At 61.8% G+C, this 16,802-nt stretch carries 16 protein-coding genes and 2 tRNA genes; 7 read left to right on the top strand and 11 right to left on the bottom strand.

All coding sequences use genetic code 11. The features are described 5' to 3' along the window. Nucleotides 1-25: 25 nt before the first annotated feature. Both ACP156_RS06460 and ACP156_RS06455 read right to left on the bottom strand, forming a co-directional pair. The gene (locus ACP156_RS06460; RefSeq protein WP_425050484.1) at nt 26-1,120 is read right to left on the bottom strand and encodes a UDP-3-O-(3-hydroxymyristoyl)glucosamine N-acyltransferase; all 1,095 of its coding nucleotides are present in this window, start codon (nt 1,118-1,120) and stop codon (nt 26-28) included. 67 nt (nt 1,121-1,187) lie between these two features. Beyond that, nucleotides 1,188-2,807, bottom strand: a complete 1,620-nt coding sequence (locus tag ACP156_RS06455) for a L,D-transpeptidase family protein (protein ID WP_425050483.1) — start codon at nt 2,805-2,807, stop codon at nt 1,188-1,190. Between the two features lie 338 nt (nt 2,808-3,145). Between ACP156_RS06455 and ACP156_RS06450 the strand changes: the two genes are divergently transcribed. After that, complete coding sequence (locus tag ACP156_RS06450; RefSeq protein ID WP_425050482.1) at nt 3,146-3,712, top strand: YcbK family protein; 567 nt, start codon at nt 3,146-3,148, stop codon at nt 3,710-3,712. A gap of 94 nt (nt 3,713-3,806) precedes the next feature. Here the strand turns inward: ACP156_RS06450 and glp are convergent, their stop codons facing one another. The 4 genes from glp to fdhD are packed head-to-tail and all read right to left on the bottom strand — an operon-like array spanning nt 3,807 to nt 7,063. Beyond that, nucleotides 3,807-5,066: a gephyrin-like molybdotransferase Glp gene (gene glp / locus ACP156_RS06445; protein WP_425050481.1), complete on the bottom strand. Its 1,260-nt coding sequence runs from the start codon at nt 5,064-5,066 to the stop codon at nt 3,807-3,809. Next, a complete protein-coding gene (gene mobB / locus ACP156_RS06440) occupies nt 5,063-5,584 on the bottom strand; it encodes a molybdopterin-guanine dinucleotide biosynthesis protein B (protein WP_425050480.1) in 522 nt (173 codons plus the stop codon). Before mobB ends, glp begins: the two co-directional genes overlap by 4 nt. Beyond that, entirely contained in the window at nt 5,581-6,201 is a 621-nt protein-coding gene (gene mobA / locus ACP156_RS06435; RefSeq protein WP_425050479.1) for a molybdenum cofactor guanylyltransferase MobA, read from the bottom strand. The genes mobB and mobA overlap by 4 nt, the downstream gene beginning before the upstream one ends. After that, nucleotides 6,194-7,063: a formate dehydrogenase accessory sulfurtransferase FdhD gene (fdhD, locus tag ACP156_RS06430; protein ID WP_425050478.1), complete on the bottom strand. Its 870-nt coding sequence runs from the start codon at nt 7,061-7,063 to the stop codon at nt 6,194-6,196. The genes mobA and fdhD overlap by 8 nt, the downstream gene beginning before the upstream one ends. A 142-nt stretch (nt 7,064-7,205) precedes the next feature. Between fdhD and ACP156_RS06425 the strand changes: the two genes are divergently transcribed. Both ACP156_RS06425 and ACP156_RS06420 read left to right on the top strand, forming a co-directional pair. After that, nucleotides 7,206-8,180: a quinone oxidoreductase family protein gene (locus ACP156_RS06425; RefSeq protein ID WP_425050477.1), complete on the top strand. Its 975-nt coding sequence runs from the start codon at nt 7,206-7,208 to the stop codon at nt 8,178-8,180. Nucleotides 8,181-8,277: 97 nt separating this feature from the next. Then, nucleotides 8,278-8,351 (top strand) — tRNA-Cys (locus ACP156_RS06420). A gap of 215 nt (nt 8,352-8,566) precedes the next feature. Here ACP156_RS06420 and ACP156_RS06415 read toward each other — a convergent pair. Together ACP156_RS06415 and ACP156_RS06410 are read right to left on the bottom strand one after the other, a co-directional pair. After that, nucleotides 8,567-9,574 (bottom strand): tyrosine-type recombinase/integrase, encoded by a 1,008-nt coding sequence (locus tag ACP156_RS06415; protein WP_425050476.1) that lies wholly within the window; start codon nt 9,572-9,574, stop codon nt 8,567-8,569. Beyond that, nucleotides 9,567-9,740 (bottom strand): hypothetical protein, encoded by a 174-nt coding sequence (locus ACP156_RS06410; protein WP_425050475.1) that lies wholly within the window; start codon nt 9,738-9,740, stop codon nt 9,567-9,569. Before ACP156_RS06410 ends, ACP156_RS06415 begins: the two co-directional genes overlap by 8 nt. 809 nt (nt 9,741-10,549) lie before the next feature. Here ACP156_RS06410 and ACP156_RS06405 point away from each other — a divergent pair. After that, entirely contained in the window at nt 10,550-11,542 is a 993-nt protein-coding gene (locus ACP156_RS06405) for a YaaC family protein (protein ID WP_425050474.1), read from the top strand. A gap of 197 nt (nt 11,543-11,739) precedes the next feature. After that, the gene (locus ACP156_RS06400; RefSeq protein ID WP_425050473.1) at nt 11,740-13,005 is read left to right on the top strand and encodes a hypothetical protein; all 1,266 of its coding nucleotides are present in this window, start codon (nt 11,740-11,742) and stop codon (nt 13,003-13,005) included. A 333-nt stretch (nt 13,006-13,338) separates the two neighbouring features. Here ACP156_RS06400 and ACP156_RS06395 read toward each other — a convergent pair whose 3' ends face one another. The 3 genes from ACP156_RS06395 to ypfJ all read right to left on the bottom strand — a co-directional run bounded on the left by ACP156_RS06395 (nt 13,339) and on the right by ypfJ (nt 15,584). Then, the gene (locus ACP156_RS06395) at nt 13,339-13,716 is read right to left on the bottom strand and encodes a hypothetical protein (protein ID WP_425050472.1); all 378 of its coding nucleotides are present in this window, start codon (nt 13,714-13,716) and stop codon (nt 13,339-13,341) included. 866 nt (nt 13,717-14,582) lie between these two features. Then, a tRNA-Leu gene (locus ACP156_RS06390) sits at nt 14,583-14,665 on the bottom strand. A 64-nt stretch (nt 14,666-14,729) separates the two neighbouring features. Then, complete coding sequence (ypfJ, locus tag ACP156_RS06385) at nt 14,730-15,584, bottom strand: KPN_02809 family neutral zinc metallopeptidase (protein ID WP_425050471.1); 855 nt, start codon at nt 15,582-15,584, stop codon at nt 14,730-14,732. Between the two features lie 113 nt (nt 15,585-15,697). Here ypfJ and ACP156_RS06380 point away from each other — a divergent pair, with 113 nt between their 5' ends. Both ACP156_RS06380 and ACP156_RS06375 read left to right on the top strand, forming a co-directional pair. Further along, the gene (locus tag ACP156_RS06380) at nt 15,698-16,276 is read left to right on the top strand and encodes a YqaA family protein (protein WP_425050470.1); all 579 of its coding nucleotides are present in this window, start codon (nt 15,698-15,700) and stop codon (nt 16,274-16,276) included. Beyond that, the gene (locus ACP156_RS06375; protein ID WP_425050469.1) at nt 16,273-16,746 is read left to right on the top strand and encodes a disulfide bond formation protein B; all 474 of its coding nucleotides are present in this window, start codon (nt 16,273-16,275) and stop codon (nt 16,744-16,746) included. Before ACP156_RS06380 ends, ACP156_RS06375 begins: the two co-directional genes overlap by 4 nt. The last annotated feature ends 56 nt before the right edge of the window (nt 16,747-16,802 follow it).

Genomic DNA, 16,802 nt, shown 5'->3' with positions numbered 1-16,802 from the left:
TCCTCTCACCCGGTTGGGCGCTGATCTAATCGCTCGCGTCCGGTTTTGAAACCGAATTCTTCAGCGCGGCGACCTCTGTTGCAAGGCGCGGAAGCCGGCGCAGCGCCTTGTACATCTCGACATGGGTGTCCATTTTCACCGCCGGATAGCCCATGACCACGCGGCCCTCGGGGACGTTGGACAGGATATTGGTGCCACCGCCCGCGACCACGCCGTTGCCCACGAAGATGTTGTCCACCACGCCAACCTTGCCACCGAAAATGACGTTGTCGCCGATGGTCACGGACCCGGCGATGCCGACCTGAGCCGCGAACAGACAATCGCGCCCGACGGTGCAGTTGTGGGCGATATGCACCTGGTTGTCGATCTTGGTGCCGCTGCCAATGGTGGTGGGCCGGATCGTGCCCGCGTCGATGCAGGCGTTCGCGCCCACCTCGATGTCGTCGCCCAGAACCACCGCGCCAAGGCTGTGGATGCGGATCCACGCCTGCGCGGCGGCGTCGTTCTCGCCGGCCATCGTCTCGCGCGCGGCTTCGGCGCGGGATTTCTCGGGGGTGACATAGCTGAAGCCGTCGGCGCCGACGACCGCGCCGGGCTGCGCGATGAACCGGTCGCCGATCCGCACCCGCGCGCCGATCCGGGCGCCGGCATGCAGCAGCGCGTCTTCGCCGATGATGGTGTCGGCCCCGACCGAGGCATGGCTGTCGATCCGCGCCCGCGCGCCGATCTTCGCGCCGCGTCCGATGACCACGAAAGGCCCGATGGCGGCGCCCTCGCCGACCGACGCGCCCTCGCCCACGATGGCGGTGGGGTGGATGCCCTCGGACAGGTCGGGCCCCGGATCCAGCATCCGCGTCAGACCCGACAGCGCCATCCGCGCCCGGCCGACGGTGATCGCCGCGTCCAGACCCCGAGCCTGCCAATCGGCGCCGGGCCACAGCAGCGCCGCGCGCGCCTGTCCGGCGGCCAGCCCGTCCGCGTATTTCGGGTCCATCGCCAGCGCCAGATCGTGCGGGCCCGCCGATTGCGGCTCGGCCGCTCCGGATACGGTCAGGTCCGTGGCCCCGTGGGCCTCGGCCCCGAGGGCGGCTGCGATCTCGGCGATGGTGTGGGCGGGCATGGATACCTCCGGCGCGCATGAAAACGGCGCGGGCCAGCGACCCGCGCCGTCCGTGATCCCTGAGGGTTTAGCTGCGCACGTCGTTCAGCGCCACCCCGGCACGCATCAGCGCGTTGAAGATCTTGGCGTCACGTCCGTACACATCGTGACGGAAGTTCAGCCGTCCCTTCGGCGAGGTGAAGGCCGTGCGGTACACAAGGTGGACCGGGATCGGCTGCTCCAGATCGACACGGGTGTTCTGACCGCTGTTCAGGATGCCCTGGAAGAAGTTCACCGGATCGTCGGTCTGGCGTTCCAGCAGGTGATAGGCAAAGTCGAACGGATCGGCCAGACGGATGCAGCCGTGGCTGAAGTCACGCCGGTCGCGGGCAAACAGCGACTTGGACGGCGTGTCGTGCAGGTAGATGTTGTAGCGGTTCGGGAACATGAACTTCACCAGCCCCAGCGCGTTGCCGCGCCCCGGCGCCTGCCGCAGGCTGAAGGGGAAGCTGCCCGGGCTGTAGGACGCCCAGTCGATCGCACCGCGCGAAATGACCTGACCGCCGCCGGCGACCACCTGCAGATGCCCCGCGGCAGCGCCGCCCGAGGCGATCATCGCCGGAAGGTATTCGCCCGTCGCGATCGAGCGCGGCACGTTCCAGTACGGGTTGATCTCCATGTATTCCATCACGTCCGAGAACTCGGGGCTGCGACGGCTGGGATCGTTGGCGCCGATCACCGAACGGGTGCTGAAGGTCACTTCGCCGTGGTCGACGACCGAGGCGGTGAAGTCGACGAGATTCACCCAGACGTGGCGCTCGCCGCGCGGGATGTTCATCCAGCGCTCGCGTTCCAGCGCCACAAGGATCGACGGCAGCCGGTCCTCGATCTGGACGTTGATCTCGGACATCGTGGTCGCGCCCGCGACGCCGTCCTGGTTCAGGCCCATGTCGTGCTGGAACAGCTGCACCGCTTCCTGAAGCGCCGCATCATAGACCATCGAGGCCGAGCGCTGCATGTAGCCCATGGCGATCATGCGGTTGCGCAGCTGCACCACAGCGTCGCCGCTGTCGCCCGGCTTCAGCGAGCCGGCGTTGACGCGCGGGCCCCAGCCGCCCTTCAGTAGCTGCTCCTGCATCTTCAGGCGCGCTTTCATCAGGCGGGTGTATTCCGGGAACTGCGGCGGCAGCGAACGCAGGAACGCCACCGGATTGCCGTCGACCATGCCCTTCAGCAACTCGGCGCCGTCGCGGCGCGGAAGTTCGCGCACGATGGTCTCGTCGATGGCCTTCGGTTCAAGGATGCCCGAGGACACGTCGTGCGCGTACTTCAGGAAGGTGCGGCTGAGCAGAACCTCGACGCGGCCCAGATCGCGCTGGGTCGAGATGTTCCGCATCGCGGCTTCAAGCTGCGGGATATTGTAGCTGTCGACCGGCAGCGCGTGGTCGCCCGCCTTCTGCAGCGCCATCAGCAGCGCGGTGCGGCGTGCCTCGCTTTCGGCGTCCTGCCCGACCCAGACGGGTTCATACCCGTTGCCCCGGTAGAAAGCCGCCAGTTCCTTGTCGAGCGCCGCGCTTTCGGCCACCGCCGACATGAAGGGCGTGATCTGACCCTGTGCCTGTGCGGGAGCCGACGAGAGGCTTGCAGCGGTTGCGAGCAGCACGGCGATTGCCGTGCGGCCAAGGGTCTTCCGGAACTGGGGCAGCATTCTTCGTCCTTTCGCCAATACGCGAGTCGCAGAGGTATCTATCTCACCAAGCTAACTTGTGGCGAAGAGAAGGAAATGATCACGTTTTGGTCAGGCTATATGACTGGTGCAATCACGCAACGGTCCAATCCTAATCCGCCAACTATCCGCGTTAGCGGGATTTTAACCTCGATTGCGCAGAATTCCGCCGATTCCGTGTATGTGACGGAACCACAGGCCAGCTGCATGTTGGAAAAGGTTCAGACCTGTGCCAAAACTGCAATGCGCCTGGGGATGAGGCAGCAATCACAGCCGCGGTAACAGCGGCGACAACGGCAAGCGACGGGACGCTTTATACCATGACGACGAGCTCGAAGGGCCTTTCGAGGCGTGCTCTGCTTGGCGCATTCGCGGCCACCACGGTCACCGCGGCGCCTACCTTCTCGAACGCAGCTGGGTTTCTTCGCGGAGCGGGCGACATTCGCCGCATCCGCATGTACTCCGGCCGCACCGGCGAGATGGTCGACAGCATCTACTGGATCGAAGGCCAGTACATCAACGAGGTGATGAAAGAGATCACCTATTTCATGCGCGACTGGCGCAGCGACGAACAGCACATGATCGACATGCGCACGATCGACATCATGTCGGCCTCGCACAATCTCATGGATGTTTCGGAACCCTACACCCTGTTCTCGGGCTACCGCTCGCCGGCGACCAACGCGATGCTTCGCGCCCGGTCCTCGGGTGTCGCGAAAAACTCGCTGCACATGCAGGGCCAGGCCGCAGACCTGCACCTCGACAGCCGCAGCGTCGACCAGATGGCCCGCGCAGCCGAAGCCTGCCGCGCCGGTGGCGTTGGCCGCTACACGGGTTCGAAGTTCGTGCACATGGATTGCGGCGTGGTGCGTAGCTGGGGCCGCTGAGCCCCCGTTTCACACAACAGACGGATCGGATGACGGGTCGCCTTTGGGCGGCCTTTTTTTAACGCGCGAAGGGATGGCCGGGGTCCGCGCGAAGTCAGGAAGACCCAAACGACGCGAAGGGAATATAGCGCACCGGATCGCCCGGCCCGATGTCTGCCGCGCCATCGGGCAGTTCCACCAGCCCGTCGGCCCACGCCAGCCCCGAAATCCGGCCCGACCCTTCCGAGCCGAACACTTCCGCCGCACCGGTATTGTCCAATCGGGCGCGCAGATACTCGCGCCGGCCCGGCTTTTTCTTCTTCGAGAAGGCCGCGGGCACCGTCAGCGCCACAGGCGTGCGCCAGCCGCCCCCCGCCAGCAGCCGAAGCGCCGGACCGCCGAAGACCAGCGTGCAGACGAAGGCCGCCACCGGGTTGCCCGGCAGACCTAAGACCGGCACGCCCTTCCACAGACCCAGCGCCAGCGGACGACCCGGCTTGATCGCAATGCGCCACAATTCCATCGTTCCGGTCTCGGACAACAGCCCGGACACGTGATCCTCGTCCCCCGCCGACGCCCCGCCCGAGGTCAGGATAACGTCAACTTCGCCGGCCCCGTCGTTCAGCCGCTCGGCCAGCGCGGCCCGGTCGTCGGACACGTGGCCCAGATCCACCGCGCGGCAGCCCCAGCTTGCCAGCAAGGACAACAGCATGGGGCGGTTCGCGTCCCAGATCTGGTGCGGCAGCGCGTCGTCACCCACCGCGCGGATCTCGTCACCGGTCGACAGCACACCGACGCGCAGCGGGGCGCGAACGGGCACGGAATGCACCCCGGTCGCCGCGAGGATGGCGATCTCGGCAGGCCGCAACCGCGCGCCCTGCCCCAGCACCACGTCACCCGCCGCCACATCCTCGCCCGCCTTGCGGGTGTTCGCGCGCGGCTTCACCGGCCCGCGAAACGCGATCCGGCCATCCTCGACCGTGACATCCTCTTGCAGAACCACCGTGTCCACGCCCTCGGGCAGCACCGCACCGGTCAGGATGCGCACCGCATGCCCTTCTGGCACCGCACCGGGCAAGGGCTCGCCCGCCGCCGAGCGTCCGGCGACCAGCGGCATGATCTGCACGCCCTCGCCCACCGACGCCGCCGCGAAGCCGTACCCGTCGACCGCCGAGTTCGGTGTCGGCGGGTTCGACCGCTGCGCAACGACATCCTCTGCCAGGTACCGTCCAGCGGCGTTCGCCAGCGGCACCGTCTCGACTGCGGTCACCGCATGCAGGCGGTCCCGCAACCGGGCAAGCGCATCGTCCACCGGCGTCCATGCGACGCCCGGCGGCAGCGCGAAACAGTCGTCTTTCAGTGGCGGCGGCTTCACGAGCCTGTCTCAAGCAGCCCGGTCAGCCCGGTCTGTTCCAGAACGAAATCGGCGATGGCGCGGGTGTCGTTCAGGTCGAACACCGGCCGGTCCATGCCCGGATGCGCGACGTTGCTGGCGATGGCCTTCACCGTCGGATCGCCCTCGGCGATCAGCGGCTGGCCGGTTTCGACCCGATGCGCCTCGACCTTCGGGTGGCTGTCGCGCTTGTAGCCCTCGATCAGAACCAGATCGACCGGCCCAAGATGGCGCAACATCTCTTCCAGCGGCGGCTCCGCCTCGGCCCGCAGTTCGTGCATCAGGGCCCAGCGACGCCCCGACACCAACAGCACCTCCTGCGCACCGGCCTGCCGATGGCGATGGCTGTCCTTGCCGGGCTGGTCCACGTCGAACGTGTGATGCGCATGCTTGACGGTCGAAACCCTCAGCCCGCGCCCGGTGATCTCGGTCACCAGCCGCTCCATCAGACCGGTCTTGCCGGAATTCTTCCAGCCGACGACGCCGAATACCGCGCTCATGCCTCCTCCCGCAGGATCGTTTCCGCCTCGACCATATCCTCGGCCGTATTGATGTTGAAGAACGGGTCGATCCGGCCCGGTTGAAACAGGGCCGAGGCCGCGCCATGGGTGTCGGTCCACGCCACGATCTTGCGCACCCCGTCCTCCAGCGCCGCGCGCAACTCGCCCCGAAGCGAGACCGGCCACAGCCCGAACGTCGGATGCCGCCAGACCTTGCCCCGGTCCCCCAGCGTCGCCGCCAGAGCGATCGGTTTCGCCTCGCGCTGCGCGGCGTCCGACAGCTTGCGCACCAGATCGACCGGGAAGAACGGCGTGTCCGCCGCCACCGTCACGATCTGCGATGCCCCCTGCGCCTGCGCCCAGTCGAGCCCCGCCAGCACGCCCGCCAGCGGCCCCGGATGATCCGGCAGCGTGTCGGGCAGCACCGGCAGCCCGAAGGCCTCGAACCGCTTGGGATCGCCGTTGGCGTTCAGCAGCATCGGCCCCACCTGCGGCCGCAGGCGTTCGATCACGTGGGTCAGCACCGACCGTCCGTTCAGCGGCAACAGGGTCTTGTCCCCGCCCCCCATCCGCCGCGACAGGCCACCGGCCAGGATCACTCCGGGAATGTCAGCCATGTGCGCTTTTCCTGCGATGTTTCTTGTCTTCCTCGACAACCAAGTCCGGGTCCGCGTCCCACTCCAGCCGCTCGGCCCCCGACAGGCAGACGAACCGCCGCCCGCGCATCCGCCCGATCAGCGTCAGCCCCACCTGCCGCGCGATCTCGACGCCCCACGCGGTGAAGCCCGACCGCGACGCCAGTACCGGAATGCCCATCTGCGCGGTCTTGATCACCATCTCCGAGGTCAGCCGCCCGGTTGTGTACAGGATCTTGTCCCCCGCCTCGGCGCCTTCGCGGAACATCCAGCCCGCGACCTTGTCGACCGCGTTGTGGCGGCCCACGTCCTCCATGTAGACCAGCGGCCGGTCCTGCTGGCACAGCACCGTGCCGTGGATCGCACCGGCCTCGAGATAGAGGCTGGGCGCGGTGTTGATCTCGTGCGCCAGCGCATACAGCCACGAGGTCCGCACGGGCGTCGCGGGCAGCCGCACGCCGTCGAGCCCCTCCATCATGTCGCCGAAAACGGTGCCCACCGCACAGCCAGAGGTGCGCGTCTTCTTCTTCAGCTTGTCCTCGTAATCCGTTTCGCGCGCGGTGCGGACCACGACAACGTCAAGTTCTTCGTCGAACTCGACGGCCGTCACATCATCATCTTGCCGCAACATCCCCTGGTTCAACAGAAATCCCAGCGCGAGGTACTCGGGGTAATCCCCGATCGTCATCGCGGTGACGATTTCCTGCCGGTTCAGGTAGATCGTCAGGGGCCGCTCCATCACCACGTTCAGCGTGGTGGCTTTGCCCTCGTGATCCACCCCCTCGACCGCCCGCGTCAGGCGCGGATCGGTCGGGTTCGGCGCAATGCTGAAACGCGCGGTCATGCGGTGTCGTCCTCCGGTGGCCCGTCGATTCCCGGGCCGGTTCACGCAAACCTAGTGCAGTTGCCGGGGCATGGCCACGGGGCCCTCTTGCCGACCCGCCGCGCCCCGCCTACCGTGCGCCGACCAGCGAAGGAGGATGACGATGGTACGTGCGATGGCGATCGAGGAAATTGGCGGTCCGGAAAAGATCAAGCTGATCGACGTTCCCGTCGGCGACCCCGGCCCCGGCGAGATCCGCATCCGTCACGAGGCCATCGGCCTGAACTATATCGACACCTACTTCCGCACCGGCCTATACAAGTCCGAGATGCCGCTGGTCCTTGGCATGGAAGCCGCCGGCGTGGTCGAGGCCGTGGGCGACGGCGTCGCCCACCTGAAGCCCGGCGACCGCGCGGCCTACGCCGCCCAGCCCCCCGGCGCCTATGCCGAGGCGCGCGTGATGCCCGCCGCCCAGGTGTGCCCGATGCCCGACGGCGTGTCCTTCGAGCAGGCCGCCGCCCTGATGCTGCAGGGCATGACGGTCGAATACCTGTTCCACCGCGTCGTTCCCATCGCCAAGGGCGACCGCGTGCTGTTTCACGCCGCGGCGGGCGGCGTCGGCCAAATCGCCTGCGCCTGGGCGAAGTCGGAAGGAATCGAGCTGATCGGCACCGCCAGCACAGACGAGAAATGCGCCATCGCCGCCAGGGCCGGCGCCGCGCACACGATCAACTATTCCACCGAGGATTTCGTCGCCCGCGTGCAGGAGATCACCGGCGGTGAAGGCGTCGGCGTGGTGATGGACGGCGTCGGAAAGGACACGTTCGACCGCTCGCTCGACTGCCTGCGGCCCGTCGGCATGATGATCTCGTTCGGCAATGCCTCGGGACCGGTGCCGCCTGTGAACCTGCTGGACCTCGCCTCGCGCGGGTCTCTGCAACTGACCCGCACCACGCTGTTCACCTTCCTCGCCGACCACGACCGCTGTCAGGCGATGGCAAAGCACCTGTTCGACAAGCTGCTGGCAGGCGAGATCGAGGCCACCATCGGCCAGCGCTACCCGCTGGAAGACGCCGCCGAAGCCCACCGCGCGCTGGAAGCCCGCGAAACCGTCGGCTCGACGGTGTTCACCCTCTAGGCCCAGCCGCGCACCCAACGCCACCACAAGAACCACGCGCAACCGAAACTATCGGCTTGACCTTCACAGCCGGAGAACCTAATCGGAACTCCACTCTGGCGAGTTGGCGGAGTGGTGACGCAGCGGATTGCAAATCCGTGTACACCGGTTCGATTCCGGTACTCGCCTCCATTACCTTTCAATGACTTAGACGAAACGCGACTACAACCGCGCAGCGCGTCTAAACATTTGTCTAAACATTCTGTTTTTGTTCCGTTCGCATTTGCAGGCGCAAAGCGACAAAACCGACGCCAGGTCAAGCCAGCGTGGATCTCGGTTCACTTAAGAGTTTTGATGGTGCGGCAGCAGCGCCGAGCGTGTTGCCTAAGCCGGGCCGCGTTGCCGCTTTAGGTGCGCTTCCTGTCGGTCCGCATGCTCTGCGCCTGTACGGCCCTGAGACGCTGGCGCACCTTCTTGGTGTAGTGCTGAACCATTGCCGGACTTTGCCCAGTCACGGAGGCGATCAGATCGTCACCACAGCCCGCCTCAAGCAGCTCACAAGCCGCATTGTAGCGCCAGCTGTGAATATCGTAGTCCAAGGCCCCAATGCGCTCCCTGACCTTCCTGACCGCCGCCGAGGCACCTCGATAGGACCAGGAGTTAACGCCCTGCTCGTTCGTCAGTATAAACACAGAGTGGCGGCTGGCCGCGTCCAGTGCGGTTTGTAGCTCGGGCAGGATGGGCACCCACAGCTCTTTCGACGTCTTGCTCTGGCGCACCCAGACAGCGCCGTCCTCAATGTTCGACCAGCGCATGTTGAGCACGTCACCGATCCGCTGCCCGGTGCCGACGCACAGCTCCATCACGAGACGCTCACGGGTGCCCAGACCACAGGTGTCGCGATAGGCGTCCAGCAACTCTTGGGGCCAAGGGTCACGCTCTTTCTTCTCGGTTTTAAGCTCTGAGACGCCGCGCACGGGGTTGGAGTCTCGCCAGCCCAAATCCACGCAGTGCTCCATTAGGATGCGCAGCACCCGCAGAGAGTAGTTCGCGAAGTACGCCTTTTCGGCGTTGGCATCACGCAAGCGGATGACATCCTTGCGCTGCATCTTGGCAGGGTTCGCCTCTCCCATAATCTCGCGGAAGAAGTCCAGGTGCTTGTCGTAGTCCAGCCCGGTCCGAGGCTTCAGGTTCCGGTATCGGGGTGACTTCCGGTAGTCGTCGATCAATGCGCCGAAATTGCGTGCCACAACCCGACGAGGGCCGTCCTTCTGCGAGAGAATGCCAGCATACTCCCTCCAGAATTCCGGCGTTCCAAACTCGCTTTGGAATTTCTGCGAAGGCCAACCACGCCGCTGAAAGTAGATACCGTTCCGCTGGCGGTAGACATGCTTGGGGAGTTCGCGCTTAGCCATGACGCATGTCTATCCGTTCGAACTCGTCAGCCTCTGCGGCGCCCCGCTGCTCCAACACCAGTTCAATTTTCCTACCATCAACCAGAACGCGGCTCACAGACTTCCCCGCCCGCTCAAAAGCATTCAGCAAGCCTAATGCTTTTTGTTCAATTCCCGTCACCGCCATCTCAGAACCCGCCGAACCTGAATCGTTTTCCCAGCAGTTTGCGCACCATGAAAGTGAATGACCCTCCGGCCCATGCAAACGTCTCACATGGAACAATAGCTTCTTGGCGGAGTCTGCGACAAGAATGCGGTGACAGTTAAGGATGCCTCGCTAATTTGGTGTCACTAAACGCATAGATAGATTTCGCAGCTTTCCCGTCACACAGCGCGAAAAATACCGACATCCCATCGGAATAATATGGGCATTCCTGCAATCAAGAAAATCAGCTCAGCATCTAAAATAGTGACACCGTTTGCCCCACGCCCCTCTCGCCACCTCACGGGCAAACGGTGTCACTAAACGCATATGTGTAACAAGAGTAGTGCAGGCATGTGGCCCGCCGCCTGCCCCCTCCGATAAATGGAATCTCCGGGGGCATGCGGCTCCTCTGGTGCAGGCGCACTTCGTGGAGGCGTCCGTGGGGCGGGAAGTTCGCTATGACGCGAATGCCATGTGAACTTGGCAAGGCGAAATTATGTGGCTACCCCTAGGGCTGAGGTCAGCCCAAACCGGTCACTCAGCACCAGCGAGTATACCGCGGTGCGGCAAGGAGATTGAAGACATCGCCGCATTGTCCCCTGCCGAAGTAGAGTTATTAAGAAAGCACCAAAAAAAGGGTCTCCAGCATGCCACCCCTTCCACGAGCCAGAGAAGGTGAGAGACTACAGACGAAGGGGAGGCCCACTGAGTTTTCGTTTTGGCCGACCAAAAGGCTGAGAGCGCACGCAAAGATTCAGCCCAAGCTGTTTGCGCTCGAGCCGTGGGGGATCTTGCACAATATCGTTGCCAAGCAATGCCCCCCAAACAAAAGAGAAGAAGCATCTGCCTGCCTGAGGCAGGCCCACGATTTCTATCTTGTAGGCACCGAAAAGGGAGTAGAAGCCGCTAGGCCGCTCGCTCTGTACTACTGTTATATGAATCTACTCAAGGTATATTGCCTAACGTGGGGAGCAAACGCATCATTTAATAATGCGCAGCATGGAATAACCGAGATATTCAATGCAAACTATGAAGACATTATATTACGAGGCTTTCCATCTCCAAATGGGCAAGGGAAATTACAGAATTTTTCGGAGTTGCTCTTGGTGCTACAGGGCGCCGGTTTGCCGCACAACACAGATCTGCGACTCGGAGATGTCTTTCCCCAGATCTTGCCCGGACACCGCCTTTGGTGTGATGCCGCAAATCGAACAGAAAGATTCGTTGCACTCGAAGACATCCAGTTTTGGAGAAACCGGGACACACGAGAAGTCTGGCTTCGACTGTATCTGTTCTCTGATGATCTTTCTCGATTGGGCGTTACCCACACTGAATTTCTCAATGAATCGGGATTCCATGCCGACTTTCATGAAGTCGCATGTGATCGCGAACAAACTGAACGCAAGGTTATTTGCTTTGAGCAAGTTGCCACGGTGACGTATCCTGACCGGCATCCCGCAGACCTACTAGAAACCTTGGTTTCTGGAGTTCGGCATCACTTATGGGCTACTGTGACTTCTATACCCCCATATAGGAGATACTATGCGTACTTGTGTCCGGCAGGTGAGCTTGCATCCCGGTTGCCGCAACTTCTTTCCATCTATGCAATAACGTACCACCTTGGTTCGGTGACGCGATATCGCCCACAGGACTACGACAACATGTTGGTCGGAAAGTTCGGATCGCGGATTCAAGATTTTGTCACGGGCCAGCCAGCCCAATTTCTTTATCTACTTTCTTCCGAGATTGCGCGCCAAGAAATCACTCAGCCCAGTATCATTTAGGTACGTCTCGGAAACCTCCGACCCAATGCGGTCATTTGCACTAGGTGCAGCGGATGGCCGGAGTCAGCCCTGACTGACGGTCCAAACGCTGCACGCGCCGGGGACCAGCGTGAGCTGAATGGAAGCACCCGACATAGCATGCACCTATCTCAGCGCTTCAATTCAACCGTTGTGTCGCAGATTGTTTTGAGCATCTAGTGCTTTCATCCGAGATCAAAGAGCTTTCGAAAATGATTCCTCCGACACCTGACTACGGAAACATCGACTTCAACATAAAAGCCGATCGAAAAGACCTCTTTCGAGACTTCAAACCACTTATGGGGTTGTCGAATGAGATAGAGAATATTTTGGATCCCTATAAGGCAGCTAACGAAGCCGCCAGGCTTGCAAAAAAATATAAGATTGGAAAGCACCTGGTTGAACTGGAGGCCGATGTTCAAGATCGCACTCTTAAAGATAAGCGTTTTCTTGGTCTTGAGCAAAAAATCGCAATTTCTGTCGAAAAGCCTGCCCCTGTCGACTTATCTTGCTGCACACCTGACTGCGGTAGGGCGGCGGTAAAGAACTCACATGCTCTTCAGAAGAACGGAATTTTAGCGACTCTCGCAGATGAGAACGGAAGAATCCTTCAAACTAAGATCACACCGTTTTCCAGTTTTGGAGGCATGAAAGAGCTGGGTGCTAGATATGCTTCTGTGTTCCCTGGCTACTGCAGGGACTGTGAGCAGTCCGTTTTCCGAAGGGCTGAAATTCAGAATGCAGAGATAGACATAGAAAATGCAACGGTACTTCTCTGGAGGGCACTCTGCTTTATTCGATATCGCAGGGCTCAAGAAGTCAAGGCCCGAGCAATGTTAATCTCCAAGCCAGAAATGTACAGTATCTCCAAGGAAAATGAAGATCCATTCACAGCCTTTTCCTCAGCCTTTAATCTAAAAAGCTCGATATATTCATACAAGATGTCTGATCGGTGGGTGAATTCTCTTGGCGATCATGTGTGGGGCTCCAAGAGCGAATTGACAATTGCCTCCATCGAACTCAAAGAGTTGCCTTTCGCTGGATGCGGCGTAATTCCCATCCCAATCGGCTTTGACAGAAATACTCACCCAAACGTTGGGAACTTTCACGCAATCCTTCCTAGCTTGATATTTACAACAATGCTTCGAGAAAGGCGCCCTCATATCATCTTCGCCTGCAAGCGCGCAGATCACTGGTCTCACGGATTCTTGAAAAAATTGTCGAGAATGGACCGCCATCTGTTGGCGGCCTACATCCCGCAAATCGTCTTAGGTGGATCCGATACTATCTATCTTTCGAAGCGCTATTGGGTTCGTGAATCGACGGAACGTGACCGTTGTATACTCATGCACTCACAGGCTATGAAATTTCCGCAGATGGTCTTCCCATTCTGGGGTGCCCCTGATGGAGTTGCTGTTCTGAGAACTTTTAGGGTAACAGAGTGAAGCGCCACTGACGTCTGACGTCGAGCGCGACGTTACTGTCTTGTGAAGATCTTCGACGCTTTGACTAGAGACGAATATGCTCTCCGCTGGGTCAAACGGGCTGCTCAAGCTACGTGCGCTGGCGGCGGCACTCAGCGGGGACCTGCCTTATTTGGACAACGCATCGACCGACCATTTCTTGCGCATCACGGCCGTTTGTCCACTCCGCAGCGAATGACGGCTCTCAGCCATTCATGTGATCTTTGGTGATCTGGCCGCGTCAAGCATTTGAAGGGTACGCCGTGAGCTGCCAGCAGACATCCACCATAAGTGGCTGCCTCCCTACGCCCCACCTCAGCCCAGCCGATGCCAAGCCTCCCTAAAATGCGGCTGGTCGTACGCCTTCGGTTGAAGCCAATAAGATTGCGCGCCAGTTTTGCTTTTTGAGGGGTCACTTTGGAAGCAAAGCTGCTTCACTTCATCAAGCGACAGAATGAAGCAAACTGGGGTGTCTCCCTTTGCACCAACCGTGACGATCCACCAATCAGATCGAAGGTTAGCCAAATCTCCGCCGAGGCCTACTGGTGCGCGCTTCGATAGCCCTTTGCTTTGCACGCCGAAGATAATCGACTCGTCGTCGTTTGCGCAGAACAGGTCGCTTCCCTTCGCGTTCCGGGATGTAGGCATCACATTCCAGCCTTTCCGCGAGAGTTGCCAGGCTGCATAGTGCATGGCTGCGTTTCCGGTAACTTGCGAAGATCGCACGTCCATTATCTAAACTCCACGCGTAAAGTTCTGTTGGGAGGCGAGCTCTCCTACCAATCGACGGACTCCGAGAAGTCGAAGTACACTGAACCGATCCTCTTGCCAGATCCATCGCTCACGTCGTGGTGGCCGTCTCCATACGATCCCCGCTCCAATTGATCTGCGATCGTTCTGAGCGCGTTTGCCGTCCACGTAACCGTGACTCTTTCTGTTGGTCCAGAGACGTTTAGCTCGACATCACATTGCACGTAGATTGTCGGAGTAGTCATGCGCCAAGCCTCCTAAGATGAGATAGTGGAGGCACGGTAACAGGCAGTGTGTGGCGGCAACAAGAAGCGGTGGCGAGCGTCTAAACATTCCCGGTCTGTTCCGCAAAGTTCTGAGCCACATCTAAGCAAAAAAATATTTATTTACAAACACATACCAACTCTTGCAAATCCGTGTACACCGGTTCGATTCCGGTACTCGCCTCCATTACCTTTCAATGACTTACTAGTCCGTTGTTATGCCCTTAAATGGGCATCTCGGTTTGCCAAACGTCTGGCAAACCAGCCAATCTGCAAAGAATTGGAAGTCTGGCACAGGGTATGGGAGCACGCATGTACTTTTCATGTCCGACCAGATTGCACTACGCGCGCCGTCATCTCGCACGCGCGTGGAGCGGGCAATGCATGCCGTTCCAAGCAGCCTACCTCTGGACGGCCTCCCCGCGACCCACGACGGCCAGCCACGCAAGCGCGCCTATCAATTGCGGCAAAGACGCCAACAGCGAAACGGCAGAGAAGCCGATGGTTTCGCCTGCCTTATACGACAGCTGTTTGCATTGATCCCGGTGCCCGAGGGGGGACTCGAACCCCCACGGTATTGCTACCGGCGGATTTTGAATCCGCTGCGTCTACCATTCCGCCACTCGGGCCACCGACGTTCCGATTACAGCCCGGCGTGCGGGGCGTAAACAGGTTTCTGGCGGCGGGACGGGATTACAGCGTGTCTGCCGCGAAGGTGTCGCACGATCCGATCTGGCCGGAGTCGAAGCCGGTCTGGAACCAGCGGCGCCGCTGTTCCGAGGTGCCGTGGGTGAAGGTGTGCGGCTGAGGCACACGGCCGGCGTTGCGCTGGAGCGTGTCGTCGCCGATCTGGCGCGCGGCGTTCAGCGCCTCGTCGAGGTCACCGTTCTGCATGATGTCGAACCGGCTGTCGGCATGCATCGCCCAGACCCCGGCAAGGCAGTCGGCCATCAACTCGATACGCACCGAGATCGCGTTGGACTCGGCCTCGCTGACCTGCGCCCGCAGCGCGTTGGCCTGCGACAGAACGCCGAGTTCGTCCTGCACGTGATGCGCGATCTCGTGCGCCACGACATAGGCCGCGGCAAAGTCGCCGCCGGCGCCAAGGCGCTGTTCCATCGTCGCGAAGAACGTGGTGTCGAGATAGGCCTTCTCGTCCGCCGGACAGTAGAACGGCCCCGTCGCGCCCGAGGCGCCACCGCACGGCGACTGGGTCACGGCGCTGAACAGCACCAGCGTCGCGGGATCGTACTCGGCGTTCAACTGGGTGCGGAACAGGTCGGCCCAGACTTCTTCGGTGTCGGCCAGCACGACCGAGACGAACTGCCCGGCCTCTTGCTCGGCGGCGCTGAGTTCGCGGGTTTCGCCGGTGGGCGCGGTCGAGACCGTTTCGTCCAGCAGCGGCGTGAGGTCGACGCCCAGGAAATAGCCGATCGCCACGATGGCCAGCACGCCCAGCCCCCCGGCTCCGCCGATCCGCACCCCCGAACCGCCGCGCCCGCGCCGGTCCTCGATATTGACGCTTCCGCGCCGCCCCTTCCACCGCATGGCCGTCTCCCTGACGTTACGCCCCTTAAGGATATGCCGCCGCGTCGCTCCGGCAAGGTTGACGTGTCCCACGGACCGTGGATTAAGGGCCCGGAACGGGAACAGGGTTGGACATGCTCAGACGGCTTTACGACTGGACGGTATCGCTGGCGTCCTCGAAATACGCGCTTTGGGCGCTTGCCTTCGTGGCTTTCATCGAAAGCTCGGTCTTTCCGATCCCGCCCGATCTGCTGATGATCCCGATGATCATCGCCACGCCGCGCCGCGCGTTCCTGATCGCCGGGGTCTGCACCGTGTCCTCGGTGCTGGGCGGCATGCTGGGCTATTACATCGGCTACGGTCTGTTCGAGACGGTGGGCCGCCCGGTGCTGGAGTTCTACGGCAAGGACGCCTATTTCGACGAGTTCCGCACCCGCTATAACGAATGGGGCGCGTGGGCGGTGCTGATCGCGGGCGTCACGCCCTTCCCCTACAAGGTGATCACCATCCTGTCGGGCACCACGGGCCTGAACCTTGCGGTGTTCACCGTGGCGTCGATCATCGCGCGCGGTCTGCGGTTCTTCGTGGTCGCGGCGCTTCTGTGGAAATTCGGCGCACCCATTCGTGACTTCATCGAGCGTCGTCTGGGCTTGATGTTCACGCTGTTCGTCGTGATCCTGCTTGGCGGATTCCTGGCGGTGAAATACCTATGACACAAAGCAAAACCCTTATCCTGCTGGCATCCGCGGGCTCTGTCGCGCTGCTGGGCGGCGCGCTGATCTCGCAGTATGTCTTCGGCCTCGCGCCGTGCGAGATGTGCATCTGGCAGCGCTGGCCGCACGCCATCGCCATCGCGATCGGAGTTCTGGCCCTGGCGGTGAAAGCGCGGGTCCTGGCGCTTTTGGGCGCGCTGGCCGCCTTCGCGACCGGCGCCATCGGCGTCTTTCACACCGGGGTCGAGCGCGACTGGTGGGAAGGGATCACCGAGTGCTCCGGCACCGACGGCATCACCAACACCTCGATCAACGACCTGCTGAACCCGGCCATCGACGCCGGCCCGCCGCTGGTGCGCTGCGACCAGGTGGCGTTCGAGTTCCTGTCGCTGTCGATGGCAAGCTGGAACGCGGTCCTCAGCTTCGCGCTGGTGCTGGTCTGGCTGGCGGCGTGGCGCGCGGCGAAGTGACGCCACGCCCGTGAAAGCGGGGGATTGGCGTTGGGGGCGATACTGAGGAGCCAGGG

The sequence above is a fragment of the Psychromarinibacter sp. S121 genome (assembly GCF_049801035.1).
Lineage (GTDB): Bacteria > Pseudomonadota > Alphaproteobacteria > Rhodobacterales > Rhodobacteraceae > Psychromarinibacter.
This window is presented reverse-complemented; position numbering and strand designations above follow the sequence as displayed.